The organism is Streptomyces sp. NPDC033174 (genome assembly GCF_055577795.1).
Map to the genome: position 1 here is coordinate 191,534 of NZ_JBVIPQ010000009.1, position 21,529 is coordinate 213,062.

21 protein-coding genes and 2 pseudogenes are annotated in these 21,529 nt (G+C 69.8%); 11 read left to right on the forward strand and 12 right to left on the reverse strand.

All coding sequences use genetic code 11. From position 1 onward, the window contains the following. The first annotated feature begins 477 nt into the window (after positions 1–477). On the forward strand, positions 478–2,625 hold the full coding sequence (helR, locus tag ACZ5VC_RS27020; RefSeq protein WP_469122595.1) for an RNA polymerase recycling motor ATPase HelR: 2,148 nt from the start codon (positions 478–480) through the stop codon (positions 2,623–2,625). Between the two features lie 193 nt (positions 2,626–2,818). On the opposite strand, the gene ACZ5VC_RS27025 is transcribed toward helR, so the two are convergent. Together ACZ5VC_RS27025 and ACZ5VC_RS27030 are read right to left on the reverse strand one after the other, a co-directional pair. Next, complete coding sequence (locus tag ACZ5VC_RS27025) at positions 2,819–3,751, reverse strand: anti-sigma factor RsbA family regulatory protein (RefSeq protein ID WP_469122596.1); 933 nt, start codon at positions 3,749–3,751, stop codon at positions 2,819–2,821. Continuing rightward, entirely contained in the window at positions 3,748–4,107 is a 360-nt protein-coding gene (locus ACZ5VC_RS27030) for an STAS domain-containing protein (protein ID WP_469122597.1), read from the reverse strand. The genes ACZ5VC_RS27025 and ACZ5VC_RS27030 overlap by 4 nt, the downstream gene beginning before the upstream one ends. Before the next feature lie 240 nt (positions 4,108–4,347). On the opposite strand from ACZ5VC_RS27030, the gene ACZ5VC_RS27035 reads away from it, so the two are divergent. Both ACZ5VC_RS27035 and ACZ5VC_RS27040 read left to right on the forward strand, forming a co-directional pair. After that, complete coding sequence (locus ACZ5VC_RS27035; RefSeq protein ID WP_469122598.1) at positions 4,348–5,037, forward strand: DUF6882 domain-containing protein; 690 nt, start codon at positions 4,348–4,350, stop codon at positions 5,035–5,037. 292 nt (positions 5,038–5,329) lie between these two features. Next, positions 5,330–5,626, forward strand: coding sequence for a hypothetical protein (locus tag ACZ5VC_RS27040; RefSeq protein ID WP_469122599.1), 297 nt, complete (start codon positions 5,330–5,332; stop codon positions 5,624–5,626). 208 nt (positions 5,627–5,834) lie between these two features. On the opposite strand, the gene ACZ5VC_RS27045 is transcribed toward ACZ5VC_RS27040, so the two are convergent. Beyond that, positions 5,835–5,999, reverse strand: a complete 165-nt coding sequence (locus ACZ5VC_RS27045; protein WP_469122600.1) for a hypothetical protein — start codon at positions 5,997–5,999, stop codon at positions 5,835–5,837. A gap of 368 nt (positions 6,000–6,367) precedes the next feature. Here ACZ5VC_RS27045 and ACZ5VC_RS27050 point away from each other — a divergent pair, with 368 nt between their 5' ends. Both ACZ5VC_RS27050 and ACZ5VC_RS27055 read left to right on the forward strand, forming a co-directional pair. Then, positions 6,368–7,027 (forward strand): lysophospholipid acyltransferase family protein, encoded by a 660-nt coding sequence (locus ACZ5VC_RS27050; RefSeq protein WP_469122601.1) that lies wholly within the window; start codon positions 6,368–6,370, stop codon positions 7,025–7,027. Between the two features lie 248 nt (positions 7,028–7,275). Then, entirely contained in the window at positions 7,276–7,479 is a 204-nt protein-coding gene (locus ACZ5VC_RS27055) for a hypothetical protein (protein WP_469122602.1), read from the forward strand. Positions 7,480–7,613: 134 nt separating this feature from the next. On the opposite strand, the gene ACZ5VC_RS27060 is transcribed toward ACZ5VC_RS27055, so the two are convergent. Together ACZ5VC_RS27060 and ACZ5VC_RS27065 are read right to left on the reverse strand one after the other, a co-directional pair. Beyond that, on the reverse strand, positions 7,614–8,822 hold the full coding sequence (locus ACZ5VC_RS27060; protein WP_469122603.1) for a cytochrome P450: 1,209 nt from the start codon (positions 8,820–8,822) through the stop codon (positions 7,614–7,616). Then, complete coding sequence (locus ACZ5VC_RS27065; protein ID WP_469122604.1) at positions 8,812–9,561, reverse strand: cyclodityrosine synthase; 750 nt, start codon at positions 9,559–9,561, stop codon at positions 8,812–8,814. Before ACZ5VC_RS27065 ends, ACZ5VC_RS27060 begins: the two co-directional genes overlap by 11 nt. A gap of 592 nt (positions 9,562–10,153) precedes the next feature. On the opposite strand from ACZ5VC_RS27065, the pseudogene ACZ5VC_RS27070 reads away from it, so the two are divergent. Together ACZ5VC_RS27070 and ACZ5VC_RS27075 are read left to right on the forward strand one after the other, a co-directional pair. Beyond that, positions 10,154–10,497 (forward strand): annotated as a pseudogene (locus ACZ5VC_RS27070) (exo-beta-D-glucosaminidase); the annotation flags it as partial. Positions 10,498–10,615: 118 nt separating this feature from the next. Further along, positions 10,616–10,969: pseudogene (locus ACZ5VC_RS27075) on the forward strand (sensor histidine kinase); the annotation flags it as partial. A gap of 357 nt (positions 10,970–11,326) precedes the next feature. Here the strand turns inward: ACZ5VC_RS27075 and ACZ5VC_RS27080 are convergent. Further along, entirely contained in the window at positions 11,327–13,474 is a 2,148-nt protein-coding gene (locus ACZ5VC_RS27080) for an FG-GAP repeat domain-containing protein (RefSeq protein ID WP_469122605.1), read from the reverse strand. A gap of 243 nt (positions 13,475–13,717) precedes the next feature. After that, positions 13,718–14,005 carry a hypothetical protein gene (locus ACZ5VC_RS27085; RefSeq protein ID WP_469122606.1) on the reverse strand — a complete coding sequence of 96 codons (288 nt, stop codon included), beginning with the start codon at positions 14,003–14,005 and terminating at the stop codon, positions 13,718–13,720. 180 nt (positions 14,006–14,185) lie between these two features. Here ACZ5VC_RS27085 and ACZ5VC_RS27090 point away from each other — a divergent pair, with 180 nt between their 5' ends. Beyond that, positions 14,186–15,127 (forward strand): NAD-dependent epimerase/dehydratase family protein, encoded by a 942-nt coding sequence (locus ACZ5VC_RS27090; protein WP_469122607.1) that lies wholly within the window; start codon positions 14,186–14,188, stop codon positions 15,125–15,127. A 199-nt stretch (positions 15,128–15,326) separates the two neighbouring features. Here the strand turns inward: ACZ5VC_RS27090 and ACZ5VC_RS27095 are convergent, their stop codons facing one another. Beyond that, positions 15,327–15,563, reverse strand: coding sequence for a hypothetical protein (locus ACZ5VC_RS27095; protein ID WP_469122608.1), 237 nt, complete (start codon positions 15,561–15,563; stop codon positions 15,327–15,329). A gap of 182 nt (positions 15,564–15,745) precedes the next feature. Between ACZ5VC_RS27095 and ACZ5VC_RS27100 the strand changes: the two genes are divergently transcribed. Continuing rightward, the gene (locus tag ACZ5VC_RS27100; protein ID WP_469122609.1) at positions 15,746–16,555 is read left to right on the forward strand and encodes an alpha/beta fold hydrolase; all 810 of its coding nucleotides are present in this window, start codon (positions 15,746–15,748) and stop codon (positions 16,553–16,555) included. A 36-nt stretch (positions 16,556–16,591) separates the two neighbouring features. On the opposite strand, the gene ACZ5VC_RS27105 is transcribed toward ACZ5VC_RS27100, so the two are convergent. Continuing rightward, positions 16,592–17,104 carry a hypothetical protein gene (locus ACZ5VC_RS27105; RefSeq protein ID WP_469122610.1) on the reverse strand — a complete coding sequence of 171 codons (513 nt, stop codon included), beginning with the start codon at positions 17,102–17,104 and terminating at the stop codon, positions 16,592–16,594. A 162-nt stretch (positions 17,105–17,266) separates the two neighbouring features. Between ACZ5VC_RS27105 and ACZ5VC_RS27110 the strand changes: the two genes are divergently transcribed. After that, on the forward strand, positions 17,267–17,689 hold the full coding sequence (locus ACZ5VC_RS27110) for an ATP-binding protein (RefSeq protein ID WP_469122611.1): 423 nt from the start codon (positions 17,267–17,269) through the stop codon (positions 17,687–17,689). 100 nt (positions 17,690–17,789) lie between these two features. Here ACZ5VC_RS27110 and ACZ5VC_RS27115 read toward each other — a convergent pair whose 3' ends face one another. Both ACZ5VC_RS27115 and ACZ5VC_RS27120 read right to left on the reverse strand, forming a co-directional pair. Next, on the reverse strand, positions 17,790–18,476 hold the full coding sequence (locus ACZ5VC_RS27115; RefSeq protein ID WP_469122612.1) for an esterase/lipase family protein: 687 nt from the start codon (positions 18,474–18,476) through the stop codon (positions 17,790–17,792). 362 nt (positions 18,477–18,838) lie between these two features. After that, positions 18,839–20,257 (reverse strand): hypothetical protein, encoded by a 1,419-nt coding sequence (locus ACZ5VC_RS27120; protein ID WP_469122613.1) that lies wholly within the window; start codon positions 20,255–20,257, stop codon positions 18,839–18,841. Positions 20,258–20,637: 380 nt separating this feature from the next. On the opposite strand from ACZ5VC_RS27120, the gene ACZ5VC_RS27125 reads away from it, so the two are divergent. Next, complete coding sequence (locus ACZ5VC_RS27125; protein WP_469122614.1) at positions 20,638–21,075, forward strand: VOC family protein; 438 nt, start codon at positions 20,638–20,640, stop codon at positions 21,073–21,075. Between the two features lie 176 nt (positions 21,076–21,251). Here ACZ5VC_RS27125 and ACZ5VC_RS27130 read toward each other — a convergent pair whose 3' ends face one another. Beyond that, entirely contained in the window at positions 21,252–21,491 is a 240-nt protein-coding gene (locus ACZ5VC_RS27130; protein WP_469122615.1) for a hypothetical protein, read from the reverse strand. Positions 21,492–21,529 lie beyond the last annotated feature (38 nt).

Here is a 21,529-nt window from a genome sequence, read left to right on the forward strand (position 1 = left end):
GCAACCGTCCCCTGCCTTCGGGGTTGCCGTGGCCGTCGTACCTGCCCGTGTCGCGCTCTCTGCCGTCCTGTTCGCCCGACCCCCGGGACGACAGCGGTCCGCCGCCGGACCGGCTGGCTGACGAGGTGGATCTTCATGGTCAGGCACGGTACGTCGCTGAGCCGCGGAGGCTTGTCCGTCCCGAACGGACGAGAAAGGCAATGAGGAACACCCACTCCTTGCCACTTTCAACTTATAGCCCACTGGGGGGCTTGCCGCAAGGCCCCGGCCGTGGGGCAGAATCGCGGGCCGAAGTCACAACCTGCGGGAAAAGACGGGGGATTCACATAGTGCATGCGTGGGTGTCGGTTCACAGGACGTGCGGTGATGTCGAGTTGGTGGCGGAACACCAACTGCGGACGGGGGCGCTCGGCACAGAGACTCGGGCGTGTGCACAATCGGCCGTCGCGGCGGCGGCCTCGGACCGGAGCTGATGACATGACCCCTCTGACCACCAGCGCGTTCAATCTTTCCGAGCTTCTTTCCCCCAAGGCCGACCCGGCGCTGATCGACGGCGACGAGCGCCACTTCGCGGCCATCTCGGAAGCCCTCGAGCAGGCGATCGCGGACCTGTCCGACCGTCTCGAGGCCGAGCGCAAGGCGCCCGGCGGCGTCGGCCGGGAGGCAATGGACCGGGACGCCGAGATCCACCGCCTGACCGGTCGCCTGCGCACCTTGCGACGCTTCGGTATGGACCTCTGCCTGGGACACGTCGTCCGTACGGACAACCCGGAGCCCGTGTACATCGGACGCCTCGGCCTCACCGACAGCGCGGGGCGTCGGCTGCTGCTCGACTGGCGCTCCCCCGCGGCCGAGCCGTTCTTCGGGGCGACCCACGCCAACCCGATGGGTCTGGCGAGCCGCCGCAGGTACCGCTGGACCCGCGGCCTGATCAGCGACTACTGGGACGAAGTGTTCACCTCCGACGGGCTCGAGGGGCACGCCGCGCTCGACGATCAGTCCGCGTTCATCGCCAGCCTGGGCAGCAACCGGTCGGCCCGGATGCGGGACGTGCTCGCCACCATCCAGGCGGACCAGGACGCCATCATCCGGGCGGGATCACACGGCGCTCTCGTCGTCGACGGCGGTCCGGGTACGGGCAAGACCGTCGTCGCTCTGCACCGCGCCGCTCACCTCCTCTACTCCGAGCCCCGCCTCGGTCACCGTCGGGGCGGCGTACTGTTCGTCGGTCCGCACCAGCCCTACCTGGCCTACGTCGCCGATGTCCTGCCCAGCCTCGGCGAGGAGGGCGTGCAGACCTGCACCCTGCGCGACCTCGTCACGGAAGGAGCCGGGGCAGCGATCGAGACCGACCCGAGCGTGGCCCTTCTGAAGTCGTCCGCGGAGATGGTGAAGGCGATCGAACCGGCCGTCGGCATCTACGAGGAGCCGCCCACCGAGGGGATGACGGTCTCGAGCCACTGGTCCGACATCTGGCTCAGCCCCGACGACTGGGCGGCGGCGTTCGAGGCAGTGGAGCCAGGTACTCCGCACAACGAGGCGCGCGAGCAGATCCTGGAGGAACTGCTCACGATCCTGATCGACAAGGACGACAGCGACGCCTCGCCCGCCCTCCTCCGGAGGTCGCTGCTCCAGGACCGAGACCTGATCAGGACCCTCAACCGTGCGTGGCCGATGCTCGAAGCGAGTGAACTCGTCGGAGATCTTTGGTCGGTACCCGCCTACTTGCGCAAGTGCGCTCCCTGGCTCGGCCCCGACGACGTTCACAGACTTCAGCGCAAGGATGCCCAGGCCTGGACGGTGTCCGACCTGCCGCTCCTGGACGCGGCACGGCAGCGGCTCGGCGATCCGGAGGCGTCGGTGCGCAAACGTCGGCACGAGGCCGCTGTCGCCGCCGAGCGTGCGCGCAGAGCCGACGTCATCGACGGCCTGCTGGAGGCCGACGACGACGGTGAAGGCGCGGTGACGATGCTGCGCGGACGGGACCTGCAGGACACGCTGATCGACGAGGGCGCGCTGCCCGGTACCGAACCGGACGCTCTCGCAGGCCCGTTCGCACACATCATCGTGGACGAGGCCCAGGAACTGACCGACGCCGAGTGGCAGATGCTGTTGCTCCGCTGCCCCTCCCGGAGCTTCACCATCGTCGGTGACCGAGCCCAGGCCAGGCAGGGGTTCACGGAGTCGTGGGAGGAGAGGCTCGAGCGGGTCGGGCTCGACCGGATCACCGTGAACTCCCTCAGCATCAACTACCGCACACCGGAAGAGGTCATGGCGGAGGCCGAGCCGGCCATCCGCTCCGCGCTCCCGGACGCCAATGTGCCGACCTCCATCCGCAGCAGCGGCATCCCCGTCGTCCATGGATCAGTCGCGGATCTGGACTCGATCCTGGACACCTGGCTCGCTGCCCATGCCGACGGGATCGCCTGCGTCATCGGCGATCCCACGTTCCGGGCGACATCCCGCGTCCGGTCCCTGACGCCGGGGCTGTCGAAGGGGCTCGAGTTCGATCTGGTCGTCCTCATCGACCCGGAGACGTTCGGCACGGGCATCGAAGGAGCCGTCGACCGCTATGTCGCGATGACCCGTGCGACCCGGCAACTCGTCATCCTCACGAGCTCCTGACGCCGGACGCGCTCTCGCCTCACCCGCACCGGCCGGCGCCGGTGCGGGTGACCGGCCGACTCGTACGTGTACGGTGATCGGCCGGCTCGTACCTGGGGCACGATCCGCCTGACGCCCCCCGCCGCCGGCCAGCAGTACTGATCGGGCACTCGGCCTTCACCACCGGTCGTCGTGAGTCGATCGCCCGCGGCGATCAGCGAGCCAGGTAGAAGCGGATGGTGGTGCCCTCTTCGCCGGTGCGGAGGCGTACGAGGTCGGCGATGTGGTTCACGAGCAGCAGTCCGCGGCCACCGGGGCGGGTGTGTGCCGGCGGGCGGCGCCCGGCCAGGGGATCGGTCATCCGCCCTGTGTCGTGCACCTCGCAGACGATGTGCTCCCCCTCGGCCCAGAGCCGCAGAGTTCCGGCCCCTGGGCCATGGACGACGCTGTTGGTGGTCAGCTCCGCCACCGCCAGGGCGAGATCCTCCAGAGCCAACCCCGCCAGGCCGAGCTTCTGCGCGCCTTGGACGGCGAAGTGCCGGACATCGGGCAGTGTCTCGGCGGTGAAGGACCTCGCGTCGACACCCGGCGGGTGGGGCAGGGGCTCGTTGTACCGGGCGATGACCTGCTCGGGACTGTAGGTGGTGGATGCCACCTCGCCTCGTTCGTCGATGAGCACGGGGTGGGTGGCAAACGCGTCGGCGAGGACCTGCTCCGCAAGGCGTGAGGCGTCGTAGGGGCACAGGATGGTCACGTCCCGGCCGGTGAAGGCCAGGTTGATCAGTGCCTCGTGCTGCACGCATGCCGGGTACTCGGTCTCGGAGCGGCCCTGCCAGATCGGCTCACCGATGATCCGTACCCTGCCCGCGGCAGCGTGCGCGTCGGCGAACTTGCGCAGCACACCCGGGATGATGCGGCCCGGATTGCGGCCGGCCTGTGTCATGTCCACGAGGTGGACCTCGGCGGCACGCGCGCCCAGCCCCTCACGGATCAGATCCAGCCGGTCCGGTGGCGCGGCGACAGCCGCCGGCTCGCCGGCGTCGAGCCCTTCCAGGACGAAGGGCACTGTTCCGTTCACGTACTGCTCGTCATCCCGGTAGAACAAGGCGGGGTGGACGAACGGCTCACCAGGGTGGCTCGTCTTCATCGCTGAGCCACCTCAATCGTGGGAAGTCCGGGCCAAAAGATCTCGAGAATACGGGGAAGTTGTGGCGGAGGCTGGTGCACCACCACCCGCCTGTCGTCCGCGATCCGCTGCGCGACGACGGCCAGATCGGTTACGCCTGCCACATCGACGAAAGTCACCTGCTCCATGTCCAGATGCAGCGTGGCGGTCCGGTTCTGTGCGAGTTGCTCCAGTGCCTGCTGCCATGTTGCCTGCGTGCTCATGCTGATCTCCCCGATTGCACGCAGCCCCGCGGGCAGCGGTTTGATCTCCAGCGAGGCCTCGACGCGTGGCTGCACGGCGGCAGGCCCGCTCGTGCTGTGCTGCGGGTCATCCATGCCCTCGCCCCACCCCGCAGGCCAGGCAGCCTGCTTGCCTATCTCGCAGTGGTCATCTTTACCGTCTACTCGGTCGAGCCCGACCGGTGTTCATGCTATCCGGGTGAGCCCGGGGATACGTTCCCAGGGACGACCTCTCCAGGCAAATGACCCTGCCGCCCGGCCCGGTCCTGGTGGCGCCCCAATCGAGGTCGGCGGCCCTCCTCGGAATGGATCGTGGCGGTCACATAGGGTCAAGGCATGGTGAGTGCATTCAGCGACGCGTTCCTCCTGGAGGCCGAACGGCATGCCGCCTGGGGTGCGGCTCAACTCGAGGCCCTGACCACGTTCCTGCCCGAGGGGCCGTGGACCGCCGACCTGCCCTCCCGTCTGTACCGACAGGGTGAGCTGGAGCTGCGCGTCGCCGTCCTGGGTACGTACGACATGGACGAGCGGTCCTGGATGTGGGGCTGGGCGAACCCGGGCCTGCGGGGCACCGAGGTGGTCGCGCTGACCGGCGCGGTCGAACGGTACGGCCGGGCGCACGGCATCGCCGAACTGACCGAGGAGGTCCTGGACCTGTCCGGCTTCGACGACCCGCGGCGCGCGGCGGAAATGCTGGCCTTCACCGGGATGGGGGTCGCCGAGGCACCGGGGTACATCGGCGTTCCGGCCGGACCGGGCACGCAGGTCTACTTCCTACCCGACGACCCACAGGTTCCGTGCGCGGTCCTGGATCCGGTCACGCTGCCGCGGACGCTGCTCACCGGGGCGGGACTGATCGGGTACTCGGCCCGGCACGTCGTCGGCGGGTACTTCGATCACCACGGTGTGCCCCAGCGTGTCGAGGGCGACCGGATCGTCGCCGATCTGCCCGGCGACAACGCGGTCGAGGTCACCTTCGACACCGTCGGTCGGATCTCAGGCGTAGGCGTCAAGGTTCTTCCCTGAGGGCGAGGCGCCGCCCTCAGGGCGCCCCCACCTCCCGATCAGCCCCCGACGAGGCAGAACGGGTGCCCAGCCGGATCAGTGAAAACCGCCACCTGTCCTCATGGGGCTGGTGATCCGGCGTGCCCGCGGCCGACGGCGAGAGCGCAACCGCGCCGGGTGGTGGAGCTCCCCCTGACCCGGCGGAGGACGTCGCCCGGCGCGGTACCTCGGATGGCGGCCCTCTTCGTGTGCACGGTCGCGCGTGCTGGTCGACTGGGTGGCGAGCGCGGCCGTCAAGCGAGAGGGAGTCCCCATGGCCATCATCGTCGTACACGAGCTTCCCGGAACCACCCAGGCGCAGTACGAGCAGGTCACGAACGGTTTGACCGGTGGGCGGGGCACGGTGAGGGCCAGATCGGACTGGCCCGTCCCCGGCTTGATCTCGCATGTCGCCGGGCCCACTCCCACCGGTTGGGTCGTGGTGGACGTATGGGAATCCGAGGAGGCGTTCCAGAGGTTCAGCGAGAAACTCCTGCCGCTGGTGCGCGAGGCGGGAATCCCTGAGGTCGAGCCGAAGATCCTCCAGGCCTTCAACGTGGTGACCGGCTAGACCGCCCCACACCGCGCGCCACGCCGAAGAGCCGGCTCGACGTGCGCGGGCCGGGTCTGCGCAGCGGCGGCTCCCTGGTCGTGCCTCCGTGGGATCCTCGGCCCCCTCGAGGCGATGGTTTGTGCCGTCTGCCGCCCGTCTCCTACGCCCCCGGTGCACGACCGGCCTGCTCCCATGCGTGCCTCGAGGTACGGCGATGCGGCAGCGATCAACTGGCCAGGACGAAGATGCCGATGAAGAAAGCCATGTAGAGCAGCAGAACCGCAGCTGCTACGGCCGCCACGACAAGGAGGGACTTCATCACTTTGCGGGCGGTCCCATGGGTGCGGTCGGGTCTGGCAGCGAGTCGGGGACAACGCTCGTGCTCACTCATGGAGCCATCCTGTTGATCCCGGCGGCGCCAGGCTACCCGTAGACGTACTCATGTGCGAGATCACCTCCACACGCCGCGACGCGACTGCCAGTCAGGAACCGGAATGGGCATCTGCCGGCCGGCGTCACCGTCAGCGAGCCTGTCGACCCGCGGAGACAGCGGGCTCCCCCACCCGATCGTCGCGTGGCCCGGCGCACGCGGGAGGGAACCTGTTGGTGGTCGACTCCGAACGTGCTGCGTCCGGTGGTCCGACGGACTGAGCACGTGGTCACGGAACCACCGGGACAGATGAGTACGCGCACTCAGGCCCCCTGCGGCCCCCGGCGCGACGATGAAGATCACGTCGTCGTCCAGAAGGCAGGAGTCCCGTGCTCAGTCGCATCGCCGCCACCCACGTCCCCTCCCTCGGTCGACTGACGACATCCACCGATCTCGCGACGGTCCCGGCCCCCGGCATCCTCGTCGCCAACCACACATCGCCGGCAGACCCCGGCGTCGTGCTGGCCGCCCTGCGCCGGATGGACATCGAACCCGTCGTCCTCGCCGCCGCCGGACTCTGGCGCGTCCCCGTCCTGCGGTTCCTCCTCGATCGCGACGGCCACGTCCCCGTCTTCCGCCGCACCGCGCACGCGGCCGACGCGCTGGGTCAGGCGGCGGCAGCGCTCGACGCCGGCCGTCACGTTCTCATCTACGGCGAGGGAGGACTTCCGCGCCGCACAGACGCCGCCGAGGCCGCCCCGGCTCCTTTCCGCAGTGGCCCCGCACGCCTCGCCGTGGCCTCCGGCGCCTCCATCATCCCGATCGGCCAGGCCGGGGCTCGCCGGGTCACCTCAGGCAGCCCCACCAAGCAGGTCGCAGGACTCCTCACGGCCCCCGTCCGGCGTCCCCGCCTGCACGTCCACGTCGGCGCTCCCCTTCAACTCCCCGCCGACATCGGTCAGGCGAGCGCGGCCGCCCACCGAGCCGTCACCGCTGCCTGGCGCGTCGCCGCTGTGCGCCTGGGCGAGCCGGCGGCGCTCGCCGCGTGAGCAATCCCGCTCCTCCTTGACGCGGCCGGGCACGTAACGCGAGAACGGGGCAGGCGCGGCGCGCCGTCGCCTTCTGCGAGGGCAGTGGCCGCGCGACCGGCGAAGAAGCCTTGAGACGGGGCCGTCCGGGTGGGGAGTTCGCCTCCCGTCACGCGTGGGAGCAGTTCGGCCGCAAGCCTCCTTGTTCTGCCCGCTGCGGCGTGGCACCGTCGCATGTCCTTGATCCGCAACGCAGGAGACACCACACCATGTCCGAGGACTTGGCCGCAGACACCATCCGGAAGCTGGAAGAGATCGTGGCGAGCAACCGCCTGCCGGAACACACCGTTGAACTGCTCCGTGTGTCCCTCAGTCAGGCCCAGGCAGCAAAGGCGGCGGGCCACGATCAAGAAGCGATCGTCATCGCCGACCAGGCACTGCAGACGGCACGGAACGCCTCCGGGGACCAGTAGTCCGGCACGCCGTCCCACGGGGCAGGGACGAATCGGCCGTGCACGGCCACGGCGGGGCGCCGCTCCTCCGGCCCGCGCCCGACCGCCCCGCCCCCGCTGCCGCCGCCCCCCGCGGGGCGGCGGCACTCCGGCGGCTACCACATGACGGGCAGCCTCTCGGGCAAACGCTTCATGAACCGCGTGCGCCAGACGAGTTGTTCGATCGGGACGGCGAGCTGCAGGTCCGGCATGCGGTCGAGCAGGGCCTCCAGGGCGATCTCCGCGTGCTTCTTGCCCAGCGCGGTGGCGGGGCAGTAGTGCCGGCCGCCGCCGAAGGACAGGTGGGCGGTGTTGTTCTCGCGGGTGAGGTCGACGCGGTGCGGATCGGCGAAGACGTCGGGGTCGAAGTTGGCGCCTTCGACCAGGACGAGGACGAGCTCTCCCTTCTTCACCTCCACGTCCCCGAGCGTGACGTCCTCGAGGGCGAGACGCGGCAGACCGTCGCCGATCGACAGGTTGATCCGCAGCAGCTCGTCGACCGCGGCCGGAATCTTGGCGCGGTCGGCCAGCAGCTCCTCCCTCAGTTCGGGGTGCTGGAGGAGGGAGACGACCGCCATGGTCAGGAACCCGGAGGTCGAGATGACCCCCGCGCCGAACATGGTCACGCCGACCGTCGCGAGCATCTCGTCGGTGAGGTGGGCGTACTCCGCGTCCTCGCGCAGGGCCGCGAGCTCGGCCATCAGACCGGTCGTGGCCGGGTCGTCCAGGCGCTCCACCATGTAGGCGATGTCGCGGTCCCAGTTGAGCTTGGCGCCGGTGATGGGGCAGGCGGAGTTCATGAACGCGATGTCCAGGCTCCGCATGAGGCGCGGGGCGTCGGCCTGTGGGATGCCGAGGATGTGGCAGTGCATGCCGGACGAGAACGGGTCGGCGAACTGCCCGCGCAGGTCCGCGGGCGCGCCCTCGGCCATCAGGTCGTCGATCAGCGCCGTGGCGTGCGACCGCAGCCAGGGGATGAGGCCGGGCGCCTTGGGGTTCATGGCCTTGAGCACCGCTTTGCGCAGGCCGGCTCCGGTGATGTTGCCCATGTTGTTGACGACCTCCGGGGGGATCGTCAGGGCGTACTGCCGGGGCACACCCGGCGCCGAGGTGTCCTTCAGGCTGAACCGGGGGTCTTCCAGTACCTGCTTGCACAGGGCGTGGGAGGACACCAGCCAGGCCGGGTCACCGGCGATGGTGCGCACGCGCTTGACCGGTTCCTTGCGCAACTGCTCCAGCTCGTCGGGGAGTCGGTCGCCCCGCCAGGAGAAGGGGAAGTCGAGCAGCTCCTCGGCGGCCGGTTCGAGCAGCGACTCAACGGACATGGGTGTCTCCTTCTGCGGGGGTGACGATGGCGTGGCCCTGGTTGCGGGAGGCGCGCAGGCCCGATCCGCGGGAGTAGAGCAGTTCGGCCATCGGCAAGAGCTGGTGGTAGCAGTTGAGCGAGGACGGCACGCCGAGGATGGCGGGGGTGTCCAGGAACAACGGCGCTTCGGCGCAGACGTACTCCAGGCACACCTCGCGCTGGCGCGCGGTGGCCGGCCTTCCGTCCAGGACCTTGGACGAGAGGAAGGCGTCGACGAGCGCCTCGCAGGTCGCACGGAAGTCCGCGTCCACATCCAGTCGGCGTTGGAGGTGGTCGTGGATCTCGCGGTACGCCGGGTTGGTCGCGAACGCCGACATGGGATGGGCCCGCAGCCGCTTGCCCTCGGGGTCGACTTCCTGCACGGCGTTGAGGACCTTGGCCCGTACGCCCCGCAGGTTCTTGACGGCCTTGCGCCGTGCGTCGTCGGGGGCGTAGCCGGAGGCCTCGTACATCTCGGCCACGTGCAGGTCGGTATAGACGAAGTCGACGCGGTCGAAGTACTCCAGGCCCCAGCGGGCCAGATCGAGGACGCGCTGGGCGGAGAAGTAGCTGTTGCCGGGTGAGACGCCGATCACGGCATGCGCTCCTTCGGCGCAGATCACCTGGCAGTGGGCGGTATAGGGCTGGACTTGGAAGATCCCCGTCGCCGTTGCCGGCGGAGTCAGGGGCTGGATCTGGAAGACGGTCTCAGCGGTCAACTGAAAAAAGCGTCCTTTGCGCCGCAAGTCCCGACGGAGCCTGGTGCTCCGGGTGTGGCGACGACGCCGTGAAGTTAGCTTCCGAACACGGAGAGTGTCAACGAACGTCCATTCCCGAAGGTTTACCGTCACTCGGAATTAACCCTTCCGCCACCAACGATGCCGTTGACCGTCCCCTCGGCCTGGAGTCGGCCGGACCGTCGGGCAGCTCGTGCGGGACATTGAAGCCGGTCGATTCAAGCCACCCGGCAGCGACGCGGGGCATTCCAGCGCTTCGGACTCAACCCGGGTCCCACGGGTGTACCGCTCACGGACTGTCGCCGTCGCTTCTGACCTCCACCGTGGCAGTATCGGCTCTGTTCCAGCCGATATACACCCTTTGCTCCCGCTCCCCAGTCCGTCGGGGAGCACCGCACACCCCCGATCGGGCGGGATGCCGCCCGCCTCTGAGCACCCCGGCGACGCGGTCGGCTCAACCAGATCGCACAGATCACCCGTGGCTGAATCTGCACCATGCCGAGTCCCGACTCCGGCCCCGCGGAGGCCCCCGTGCTCCACCGCCGCGCGCTGCCCGGCTGGGAGTGCTGCGACGACCACCGCCTACGCCGATCCACCGGGGGCTGAACTCGATGGAGCGGGCGACCGTCTCCGCGACGGCATCGACGACGGCGGACGCCACGGGCACATCCACGACGACGGTGACCGTACGCAACGCGGGCACAGGGACCACCCCGGCTCTGCTCACCGATGTTCACCTGGTGAACGCGCAGTGCGCTCCCGTGCTGCCGGTCCGGTGGCGACAACCAGATCAGCCTCCGGCCGGGTGAGTCGGCGACGCTGACGGCGGCATACCGGACAGGTGATCTGCACGGTTCCGAGCCCCGGCTGCGCGTCTCCCGGTGGAACACGCCGACGGTGACGGCCCCGGCCCGCTGAGCTGCCGGGAGCCGGGGCCGTTCAGGGCCGGCTCAGACCTGGTAGCGGTCCGCCGCGAAGAGACCGAGGTGGTCGGCGATCCATGTCGACGTGTGCTTCAGCCCGTCCTCCAGGGACACCTCCGGCCGCCAGCCCGCCCATTCGCGCGCCCGCCGGTTGTCGGCGGTTGGTCAGCCTGCTGGACAACGCCGCCAAGTTCAGTCCGCCGGGCGGCCCGCCGGGCGAGGTGGAGCTGACCGCGGCGGGGGTGACGGTGCGGGACCACGGGCCGGGCATCGCGCCCGAGGATCTGCCGTACGTGTTCGACCGGTTCTACCGGGCCGAGTCGGCCCGTGCCCTGCCAGGCTCGGGACTGGGTCTGGCGATGGCCCGCCAGATCGCCCGGGCGCACGGCGCCGAGCTGACGGCCGAGAACGCCCCGGGCGGTGGCGCGCTGTTCCGCCTGGCGCTCCCCACGGGCAGCGGTGGGTGACGTGAACCGCCTCATGCCTTCGGCGTCGGGGAGGGCCGCTCCTGATGGGAACGCCCTGGCCGACGGGCCACTGAGCGCGGGAGCGGTAGCCGGACCGGCCGGCGCGGCAGCGGTAGCCATGCGGGAGCGGTCACCGGACCGACCGGTCACCGCTGCCGCGGACGATCCGTCAGTTTCGGCGCCAGTGGCCCGCGGCCCGGGTACGCGTGGTCGGGGCTCACGCTGTGGGCCCCCGGCAGCATCCCAGGGCTAAGGCTGCGCCACCCTCGGTCGCGAGGCGGGTCGTCCCGGTTCCGCCCGCCGCCGGCTTGCCTCCAGGCTGTGGGGCCACGGAGGCAAGACCGCGGGGCTCTGTGCCTATCGGAGGCTGGTGAAGGACTTCCAGCCCGTTCCGATCTTGGCACCGGATCCGATGGTGCCCTTGCCGGTGCCGTAGTACCGGTACAGGTCACCGGCGCTCGTACGCGCCAGGATGTCGTCGTTTCCGTCCCGGTTCAGGTCGCCGACTCCGACGAGGTCGGTCATGGAGGTCCAGCCGGAACCGATCTTGGTGCCGGATCCGATGGTGGCCTTGCCGGTGCCGTTGTACCGGTACAGGTCACCGGTGCTCGTACGGGCGAGGAGGTCGGCGTTCTTGTCGTTGTTGAGGTCGCCGACGCCGACGATGGTGAGGTTCTTCCAGCCGGTGCCGATGCGGCCCGTGCGGGTGAGAGTGCCGTTCTTCGTGCCGGCGTAGAGGTAGAGGTCACCAGTGGCGGTCTGGCGGGCGACGAGGTCGGGCCGTCCGTCGGCGTTGAAGTCGCCGGAGTAGGTGAGGACGTCGAGGCCGGTCCAGCCGGTGCCGACGCTGGTGTGGGGGCTGCTGGGCGTGACGACCTGGCCGCGAGGGGGCGTATAGCGGTGGAGTTCGCCCGACGCGGTGCGCACGAGGGTGTCGTTGGCGCCGTCGTCGTCGAGGTCACCGAAGGGGATGAGCGTGGAGGAGGTGGGCCAAGTACCGCCGTCCGTACGGGCGGAGACGGTGCCCTGGGCGGTGCCGCGGTAGACCGCGAGCGCGCCCGTGCCGGTCCGGGCGTAGAGGTCGGGAAGGCCGTCCGCGCCGACGTAGTCACGGCGCTTGGCCGCGCTCCACGGTTGGGAGGTGCCCGGCATCGTGGCGGCCGACCACACCTGGTGGATGTCCTTTCCCTTGTCCGTCGTCCCGGTCGTGCGATTCCAGACGACGACGGCCCGGCCGTCCGCTCCGGTCGCGCTGAAGGCGGTGCCCTTGACCGCGTCCGCGTCGATCCGGCCGACTGTCACGGGCGGGGCCCAGGCGCCGTCCGTGCGCGCGGCGGCCTTCAGATCCCCGTCGTTCGTGGTCCAAAGGGCCGTGACCGTACCGTCGGGGCCGATGCTCGAGGACCAGACGTCGTCCACCCCCGTTTCGGCGAACGTCCGGACCGGCGACCAGACACCAGCCGACGAACGGGTTGCCGTGCGCAACGCGAACATGTCCTTCCACACGGAAGTCACCTCGCCGGTGGGGCCGAGTTGAGGCGCTGCGGAGTCGTACGGGAGCCCATCGGAGGGGGCCGACTCGGCGGGACCCCACGACGCGTCCACCGCGGGACGGTAGGCGAAGCGATGGGAGGAGCCGCCCTCCGTCCAGCTCAACAGGGTGGCGCCGGACGCGGACGACTGCAGGTCGAGGTCGCCGGCGAGAGAGGACGTGGTCCCCTCGACGGCCTTGGGCGCCTGCCACTCGGTCGCTCCGGCGGGCAGGCTGGCGACCCGCAAGGACAGGCCACTGCTGTCGAAGTCGTCCTTCCAGGCGACCGTGACCGCGCCGTCGGCACCGACGGTCGCGGCCGGCGAGAAGGCAAGGGCGTCGGTGAGCTTGACGGGCTCGGACCAGGCGGCGCCGGGCGCCGGGCGCTCCGAGACGTACATCCCGCGGCCCGCGTCGCCCTGCGCGTTGTCGCCGAAGCTGGTCCACACCGCCACGAGGCGTCCGCCCGGGCCGCCGGCGAGGGTCAGCCATGCCGGGTGGGAGATGTTCGAGACCTGCGCCGGGTCCGTCCACGTCCTGGCCCCTGCCGAGAGGGTGGACGAGCTGTAGGTGTACCCGAGCGAGCCTTCCCAGTGCAGCCAGGCCACCGTCGCCGAACCGTCCTTACCGGCGGTCAGCGTGGCGGTGTAGACCTCACCCTTCGTCTCCGCCACCCGGACCGGCGCACTCCATACGGTGCTCTTGGCCGGTCGGGTGGCGGCCCAGAGCTCCTGGTTGCCCGCCCCCGCGTCACGGCTCCACACGGTGACGGCGGTGCCGTCCGAGGTGATCTTCAGGCCGTGGACGGAGTTGTGCGTGCCGAACGCGGTCAGCGACGCCGGCGCACCCCACGCCTGCAATACCGCGGCGTCGGCGGGCGCCGCCGTCACGAGCGCCGTGGAGACACCCGCGCCGGCGACAGCCAGCGTCAAAGTGGGCACCAGAGCCGCGCCGATGATCCTGGTCCTACGCATCGAACATTCTCCCCAAACCAGTGGTCGAGGCATGGCAAGAAGACGACCCGCGCAGTGCGCGCGCCGTCGTGCGACGTGTGAAGTCCCCGACCCCCCGGTCTGCTTCCCCCATGCACAAACAAGCGTCTATGAGCCTAACAGCAGCCCCGAGGGGCACTCGAGGCAATTTGTGGCCCGGGCCGCCTTCTCGCCAGCGACGAAGGGCGAGTTCGTCCGGCTGACGGGACGACGCGCCCGTCGTTGTCAGGACTCGTCGGCTGTTTCCAAAATGCGCGTCAGTGGCTCGCCGGCGAGTGCGGGCGCATTGACCGGCGAGGACCAGACCTGGCTCTGCAGGAAGTGGAGAAAGCGCTCCGCCTGGTCAGTCGTGCCGAAGTCGAGATCGACGAGCACGTACCGCGGGTCGTGCACAGGGCGCTGAACCCGGTAGCGCCGCACACCGGCTTCCTGCCGCGCGGCGGCGAACCGGTCGAACGCCGTCTTCCAGACAGCGTAATCGGTGATCGGATGCTCGATGTGGAGAGTGGGCATGGCTCACCATGACCCAGGCGACCTGCGAAGTCATCCTGACCCGCCGTCACCAGCGGCCGTCTTGAGGTCCCTACGCGGCAGGAGCCTCGGCACTGGGTCGAGGCGTGACGGCCGCCCGTCCCCCGTCCGGCAATCCGCTACAACTCCCCTCAGCCTGCACGCTCGTACTAGTGTGCGTGGGTGAGTCTTTATATCGTCGTTGGATTCGGGCCCGCCGGGGCGGCAACCGCTCGCCTGCTGGTCGAGAACGGGCACTCGGTACGGGTCGTCACCACGTCGGGACGCCCCCAGGAGCCCGGCATCGAGCACGTCGCGTTGGACGCGACGGACACCGAGCGGCTGACCGAGGTCGCGCGGGGTGCGGCCGCGATCTTCAGTTGCGCGGCACCGCCCCTGCATCGCTGGGCCACGCAATGGCCGCCCCTCGCCGCGTCGATGTGCGCGGCGGCCGAGGCGACCGGGGCCGTCCTGGTCCTGCTGGGTAACCTCTACGGCTACGGCCCGGTGGACGGCCCCCTGACCGAGGAACGGCCGCTCGCGGCGACCGGGGCCAAGGGACGGGTACGCGCCGCCGTTTGGGAGCAGGCGCGGAGCCTGCACGAGCAGGGGCGTGTCCGGGCGGTCGAGGTCCGGGCCTCGGACTTCTTCGGGCCCGGCGTGACCGACGGCGGGCACCTGGCCGCGCGGGTCATGCCACGCCTGCTGCGCGGCAAGCCGATCTCCACACTCGGGGACCCGGACGCTCCCCACAGCTGGAGCTATCTCCCCGATGTCGCCAGAGCCCTGGTGGAAGTCGCCGAAGAGGAACGCGCCTGGGGACGGCCCTGGCACGTCCCCACGGCGCCGCCGCTGTCCGTCCGGGAGATGGCCGACCGCCTCGCCGCCCACGCGGGGACGGGGCCGGTCGCGGTGCGCGCGATGGCACCGGCCTTGCTGGGCATCGCATCCGTCTTCTCCCCGCTGATCCGCGAACTGAAGGAGATCCGCTACCAGTTCGACCGCCCGTTCGTCCTCGACTCGCGCGCCTACGAAGCCGCGTTCACAGTCCGGGCCACTCCCCTCGATGAGCAGATCGAAGCGACGGTGGCCTGGTGGCGTGAGCGAGTGGCCATCACCGGCTGACGTCCCCGGGGCACGGGGAAGAGCAGGTCGGTCTCCACGACCGGTCCGGGCGAACCACAGCCGCCCGGATCGGCCGGCTCCCCAAAACGGACTGATCGCCGGTGCTGGTCGCCGCGGCTGCGCTCCCCCATTCAGGCCGAGCCGGGACACCAAGCCGAGAGGCCGGATCGAGAGGCCGACCGACCCGGCTTCTCCTGCCTCATGCCGCTCTTTCCTCATCCTGCGAGCGGGCCGGCTTCCGCAGCTCCACCCGCGCTGCCGGCACCGACCGGGCGCCGTCCCAGTACGGGTGCCACCACAGGCGCACCGACAGCTCCAGCAGCCGGCGGCGGAGCGCCGTGTTGTCGGCGGGGCGGGACGCGGCGAGAGCCGCGTAGGTGGTGTTCCAGTCGTGCTGGACCTGGACCAGGTCGTGAGGGAAGGCGGTGACGTCCATGCCCATATTAGATCGCTTGTTCGAATATTTTGTCATCCTGGGACACACGCTTCAGTCACGCGCCGTGACTGGGCGCGGCGCGTGCGGGCCACTCCCCCGGCGGCAAAGCCGCCCGGATGGCAGGTCCCTCGCCCACAGCGAAGACTGACCAATAAGGACGGCACTCGGGAAAGGCCCGGAACATGGGCGACTATGTGGATCTCCACGGCGTCAGGACCTGGTACGAGGCAGAGGGCGCCGGCGACCCGTTGCTCCTGCTGCACGGCGGCTTCTGCACGAACGAGACGTGGGGGGCTCAGCGACCCGACTTCGCGGCGAAGTACCGCGTCTTCCTCCAGGAGCGTCGCGCGCACGGGCATACGCCCGACGTCGCGGGACCCCTCTCCTACCAGGACATGGCCGACGACACCGCCGCCTTCATCGAGTCGGTCGTCGGCGGTCCCGCCCATCTCGTCGGATGGAGCGACGGCGGGATCGTCGCCCTCCTCGTCGCCATCGCCCGCCCCGACCTGGTCCGGAAGGTCGTGGCCATGGGGGCCAACTTCCTCCCGAGTCCGCAGAGCGGCGCGGTGCCGGAGATGCTGGATCACATGACGCCCGACGCTCCCGACATGGCGATGTTCCGAGAGATGTACGAGGCCACGTCGCCCGACGGCGCCGAGCACTGGCCGGTCGTCGCGGAAAAGCTGTCCGCGATGTACCGCACTCAGCCGAACATCCCCGCGGAGGACCTGGCCCGCATCGGCGCGCCCACCCTCGTCCTCGTCGGGGACGACGACCTGATCACGCTGGAGCACACGATCGCCCTCTATCGCGGGATCCCCAACTCCGAGCTGGGCGTCGTCCCCGGAACCTCTCATGCGCTGCCGATGGAGAAGCCCGGGGAGGTCAACCACATCATTCTCGACTTCCTCGCCAGCGAGCCCATCCAGACTATGTTCCCCATTCGTCGCGCCCAGGCGGCAGCCTCCGCGGGCAGCAATTCCGCGTGACCGCCGCGCCTCTGCTCCAGCGTCGGCAGCGGGTGACTACGGCAGCCGCTGACCGCACCGCGGGCAGTACGCGGCCGCGCGCACTTCGACGACTGCCCCGCAATGGGCACAGACCTGGCTGAGGAGACAGGGCGCCTCGCCGCCCTCTCCGTCGTCAACGTCCTCCAGCACCGCCGAAGACGAGGCAGGCCGGAGTGCCAGCCCGGGGCGCCTGCGGTGCACCGTCATGTAGACGACACCGTCCTGCCCCGCGTACACGCCCCGCCTCGCCCCGCGCGCCAAGAAGCGCATCGCTCCGGGCCGAAGGTCGTAGTCAGTGCCTTCGCACCGCAAGGTTCCGTGTCCGGCGATCCCCGACACCAGCACGTCGAGATCAGGCTCCACATGCTCCGCGATGGACGCCCCCGGCGCCAGCCGCACGACGTTGGCATCGAGCTGCCGTGCCCCACCGGTCAGCCGCCACAATGCCCCCGTCCTGTCCGCGCCGACATCGCGCAGAAGGTCGTCGAGGACCACACCTTCAGTATCGGCATCCCGCTCCGCACCCATGGGGGAAATGATCCCACCCCAGCCCGAGCGTCGTCTGCTCCGACGGCCCGGGACCAGGCCGCCCCCCTGCGGTCCGTCGCTCGATGCCGTAATCCCGGCGGCCGGGGGTAGGCGGGTGTGGGGAACCGAGCCAGGGGAGGTCCTGTGTCGAAAGATTCGTCGATGCGTGCTGTCGGGTGGGCGCAGTCGTTTCCTGTGTCGCGCGGGGTACGGGAAAGCCGCCGCTGGACGCGGGAGCACCTGGAATCCCTGGGCTGGACGAAGGACGCGCCCGAAACCGTGGATGCGGTACTGCTCAGCGTCTCGGAGCTGGTCACCAACGCACACGTGCACGCGCACAGTGAGGCGCAGCTGGTCCTGACCTGGGACAGCCACTGTCTGCATGTCAGTGTTCACGACTCCGCCCCCGCGCTGCCCTCCCAGCGACCGCATGACGTCACGACGACCGGAGGCCGCGGGATGGCCATCGTCGACGCTGTCGCCGACAGTTGGGAGGCCCATCGTCAGCGGTCGGGCAAGACCGTGACCGCCTGCTTCGTACCGCCCGGTGCCGCGGCGCCGCAGCACGAGGAGGGCATCTGCTGACCGTCCGCTCCGCTGCCACGGGGTTGCGCGGCGCGGTTCCGGCGGGGCCGCGGTGGCGGATGTCGTGACCGCGGTCCCTGCCGGCTGCCGGGGCGGGCTATCAGTTGATCATGTCCCGTGTCTGGGCGTAGACCGTAGCGTCGTTGAGCAGATCCGTGTGGCTGAGGCAAGCGGTCTGCGTATTCGTCGCGCCGGACACGGGGACGGAGCTGTCGGGGTTGATCACCGTGTCGCAGGGCGACCGCCAGGTCGCGTACCGGGTCGAGCCCGGTGTCTCGTCGCCGGAGTTGAGCGCGGCGAGGAAGCTTGAGCCGATGCGCATCTCGGTGCAGGACGTGTCGAAGCAGCCGTTGGCGCTGTCGGTCCCGTGGTTCGGCCCTCCCAGTGACACCCAGGCGTCGACCTCGGAGGTCCCTCCGAGGTTCTTGAGGTAGTGGCGCGAGGAGAGCCCTCCCATGGAGTGGCTGACGATGTCGACCTTGGCGGCGCCGGTCGCCGCGAGCAGACGGTCGACCTCGGCGGAGAGCTGCTGGGCGGTCGTGGTGTTCGACTGCCGCCAGTCGTAGGTCCACCGGTCCAGGTAGGAGGATGGCCAGCCGTCGGTCATGAAACGGTTCTCCATGGTGTTCCAGTTGCTGCCGTCACCGCTGTAGCCGTGCACGAAAAGGATGGGATTGCTGTCGGAGCGGAAAGTGGAGCTGCTGGAAGCCCGGGCGGGACCTGAGGTCTGCACGGCGACAAGGGCAACGGCCGCGGCGACGGCCGCGGACACGAGGGATCTCTTCACGAGGGGCCTCACGGAGTGCGGTTCGGAGTAGCGCTCGATGGCGCGTCTGACGAGACTGCGCGGGGCGTTTCCCGGGTTGCGGGAGCCGTATGTGCGGGCCTGCGGTGCCGGGCCGAGGGGCCGGTTCACCGCAGCCGCAGGAAAGGAGGACACCGGGGTCGTTGAGGGGTGGCGTGAGCATACTGACCGGTAAGTATCCGCGGTCAAGAGGTGTGCGCCGGGTTTCTCACCGGGTCGCGCCCACCGCCCCCGTACAGCGCCGGGGTTGAGGCCGGCCGGCCTGGGCACCTCCGCGACAGCAGCCCTCGTCACACCCTGGACTCCCCCACGCCGTGCCCATGCCGGCCGCCGAACCCGGCTTCCTAGCCCTCCACCTGGAAGACGAAGAACCCGTCCATACTGATCCAGCCGTAACCCGCGGACTCCGAGAACAGCGGAACGCTCGCCGCGGGAAGGCTCTTGGCGAGCACCTTCTTCGTGCGGGCGTCGACGGCGAGCACTGTCTCGCCCCCACCCTCCACGGTGCCGTAGAGCACGCCGTTCGAGGAGAGACGCAGCGGGGTCAACGGCTTCTCGTTCCCCTTCTGTGCCCAGACCTCCTTGCCGTCGGCGAGCTGCCACACGGCCGCGCCGTTCTTCGTGGCGGCAGCGGCGAGCTCGCGGTCCGGGGAGACGACGGACGAACCCTCGGTGTTGATCGTGTCGTGAGGGCTGTCGGCGTAGGAGTACTTCGTGGAACCGCCGATCTGCTTGCCCGAGGTGAGGTCATAGGTCGCCGTGATCCAGGTGTCCGGCGAGAAGGCGCCCGCACCCCAGGCGGTGAGCACCCGGCCGTCACGGACGTCCAGCACGCGCAGCGCTCCGGAGGTCCGCTTCTTATCGTCGTTGAAGTCCACGCCCTGCGGCGGGGTGACGTCTGCCGTGCTCCAGACCTTCTTGCCGGTGGCAAGGTCGGACATGACGAGCTGCTCGGGTTCGCTCTCGTAGTTCGACGCGTTCTCCACGTGGAAGGCGTAATCGCCGGTGATCAGCGGGGCGTGCGCCTGACCACCGTCGATCTCATGGTTGCGCGGGTCGTAGGAGCAGCTCGCCAGGGTGCCGGTGCAGGTGACCTTGTGGGGCTTTCCGCCGTCGATCGGTGTGAGCAGCAAGCTCGCGTCACCGGCCTGCTCGATGAGATGGCCCTCGTGGACGTGGAACGTGTCGTCGCCGGAGTGCTGGGTCCTACCGAGTTCCGCACCGTCGGCGCCGTAGACGGTGATCGTGACGGTGGTCTTCTCGGCGCTCAGGCCGTCGGACTCCGTCTTACTGCCCGCGCGCACCTCCAGCGCCGGGACGCCCTTGTGCCAGGTGGTGGCGGCGACATGGTCGGCCGTCACTTTCAGGGTCTTGCGTACGGCGCCGGTCTTCAGGTCGCGGAACTCCAGCGTGACGGGCTCCGGCGTGGCACTGGAGTGGAGGGTGCCGGTCGTGCCGTCGGCCGGCTCCTTCTCGTACGTTCCCGCTTGGGCGTACGTGCCCTTCGCGTCCTTCACGAAGAGGAGGGTGTCGCCGAGGTCGATGGCACCGGCCGGCGGCAGGCTCCACGCCTGCTTCGCGGCGAGGCCGGGTATCGCGGGCCCGGCGTAGACCGGCCCCGCGGCCTTCGCGGTACTTTCCGGGGCGGCCGAACCACCCGGTTTGCCCTGCGAGTTGGTCTTCTCAGGCTCGGAGGAGCCGCAGCCCGCCAGGAGTCCGAGCGACAGGACGAGGGTCGTGGCCACTACCGTGTGTTTGTTCATGTCCCCGTTGGTTTCCGCACTGGATGATCTTTGGTGCCTGCGGAAGCATAAGGGCTCGGGACGGCCCTGAGGATCCCGAACAGAATGATCTTCCAGGCGGTGGGGTCAGCCCGGAACTGACGATGCGGGGTGCGGGGTTGGGGTTGCTCGGCCGATGCCGATGAGGCTTGATTCGGGCTGCGTGGGCATGAACCCTGCTCGGTGGCAGGGGAGATGGGGTCGTTCGACTGCTCGCGTCGTGTTCGTGGAGCCGGCCGGCGCCGTCGGTGCTCGGTCCGTTGGGTCGGCGAGCGGCTTGTCCGAGGGCGGTGCGAGGATGGCAGTGTGCTCCGGGAGGCGACCGGGGCGAGGAGAGCAGGTTTCGAGCGGTCGGAGGCGGCATGGCCAAGGAATTGCAGGTGACTTACGACTGCGCCGATCCGGGCGCGCAGGCGGTGTTCTGGGCTCAGGCGCTGGGTTATCGCATCCAGCCGCCGCCCGAGGGCTTCCCCGACTGGACGGCTGCGCTGACGGCGTGGGGCGTGCCGCCCGAGCACCACAACGACCGGTCGGCCATCACGGATCCGGACGGCAAGGGGCCGCGGGTGTTCTTCCAGAAGGTCCCGGAGGGAAAGCCGGCAGCGAAGAACCGCTTGCACCTGGATGTGCGCGCAGCACCCGGCCTGACCGGGGACGAGCGGATGGCCACGCTGGAGGAGGAGGCCGCGAGGCTGGAGGCGCTGGGAGCGAAGCGGTTGTACCGGCTCGAGCCCAATGGCATGGACGAGGGGATCATCGTGATGACCGACCCGGAGGAAAACGAATTCTGCCTGGATTGAGGGCAGGATAACGGGGTCGAGACGGCTTCCGCTTACCGGTCGGGGTGCTTGATCAGCCGAACTGGACTCTGGATCGGGTGATCGCCGCAGTATCAGCGCATGAAGGCGGGGCCTCTCGGTAGCTCGGAGTTGCGAAGCTCTAGAGCACCGACGAGGTCCCGTTGCCGCGGTGTTGCCTACTTCTGGTCTCGAGTGCCTCTGGGCGCCGCACCGGGGTCGTCGCCCTCGCCCTTGTCGGTGTCGTCGAGTTCACGCATGCGGCGATGAACCGCCTCCCGCAGGCTCTCGTCAGCCGGGGGAACCTCGTCCGGACCGTCGCCCCTTGGGGCCGGTTTCCGGGAGCGGCGCCTGACCTCGTCGATCGCTGCGCGCAGTTGTTCCGCGCGGGCCTTCCTGCTCGCGGAATCCTCGCTCATAGTGGCCTCCTCCTCCTCGACCGACCCGGGGCCGTTTA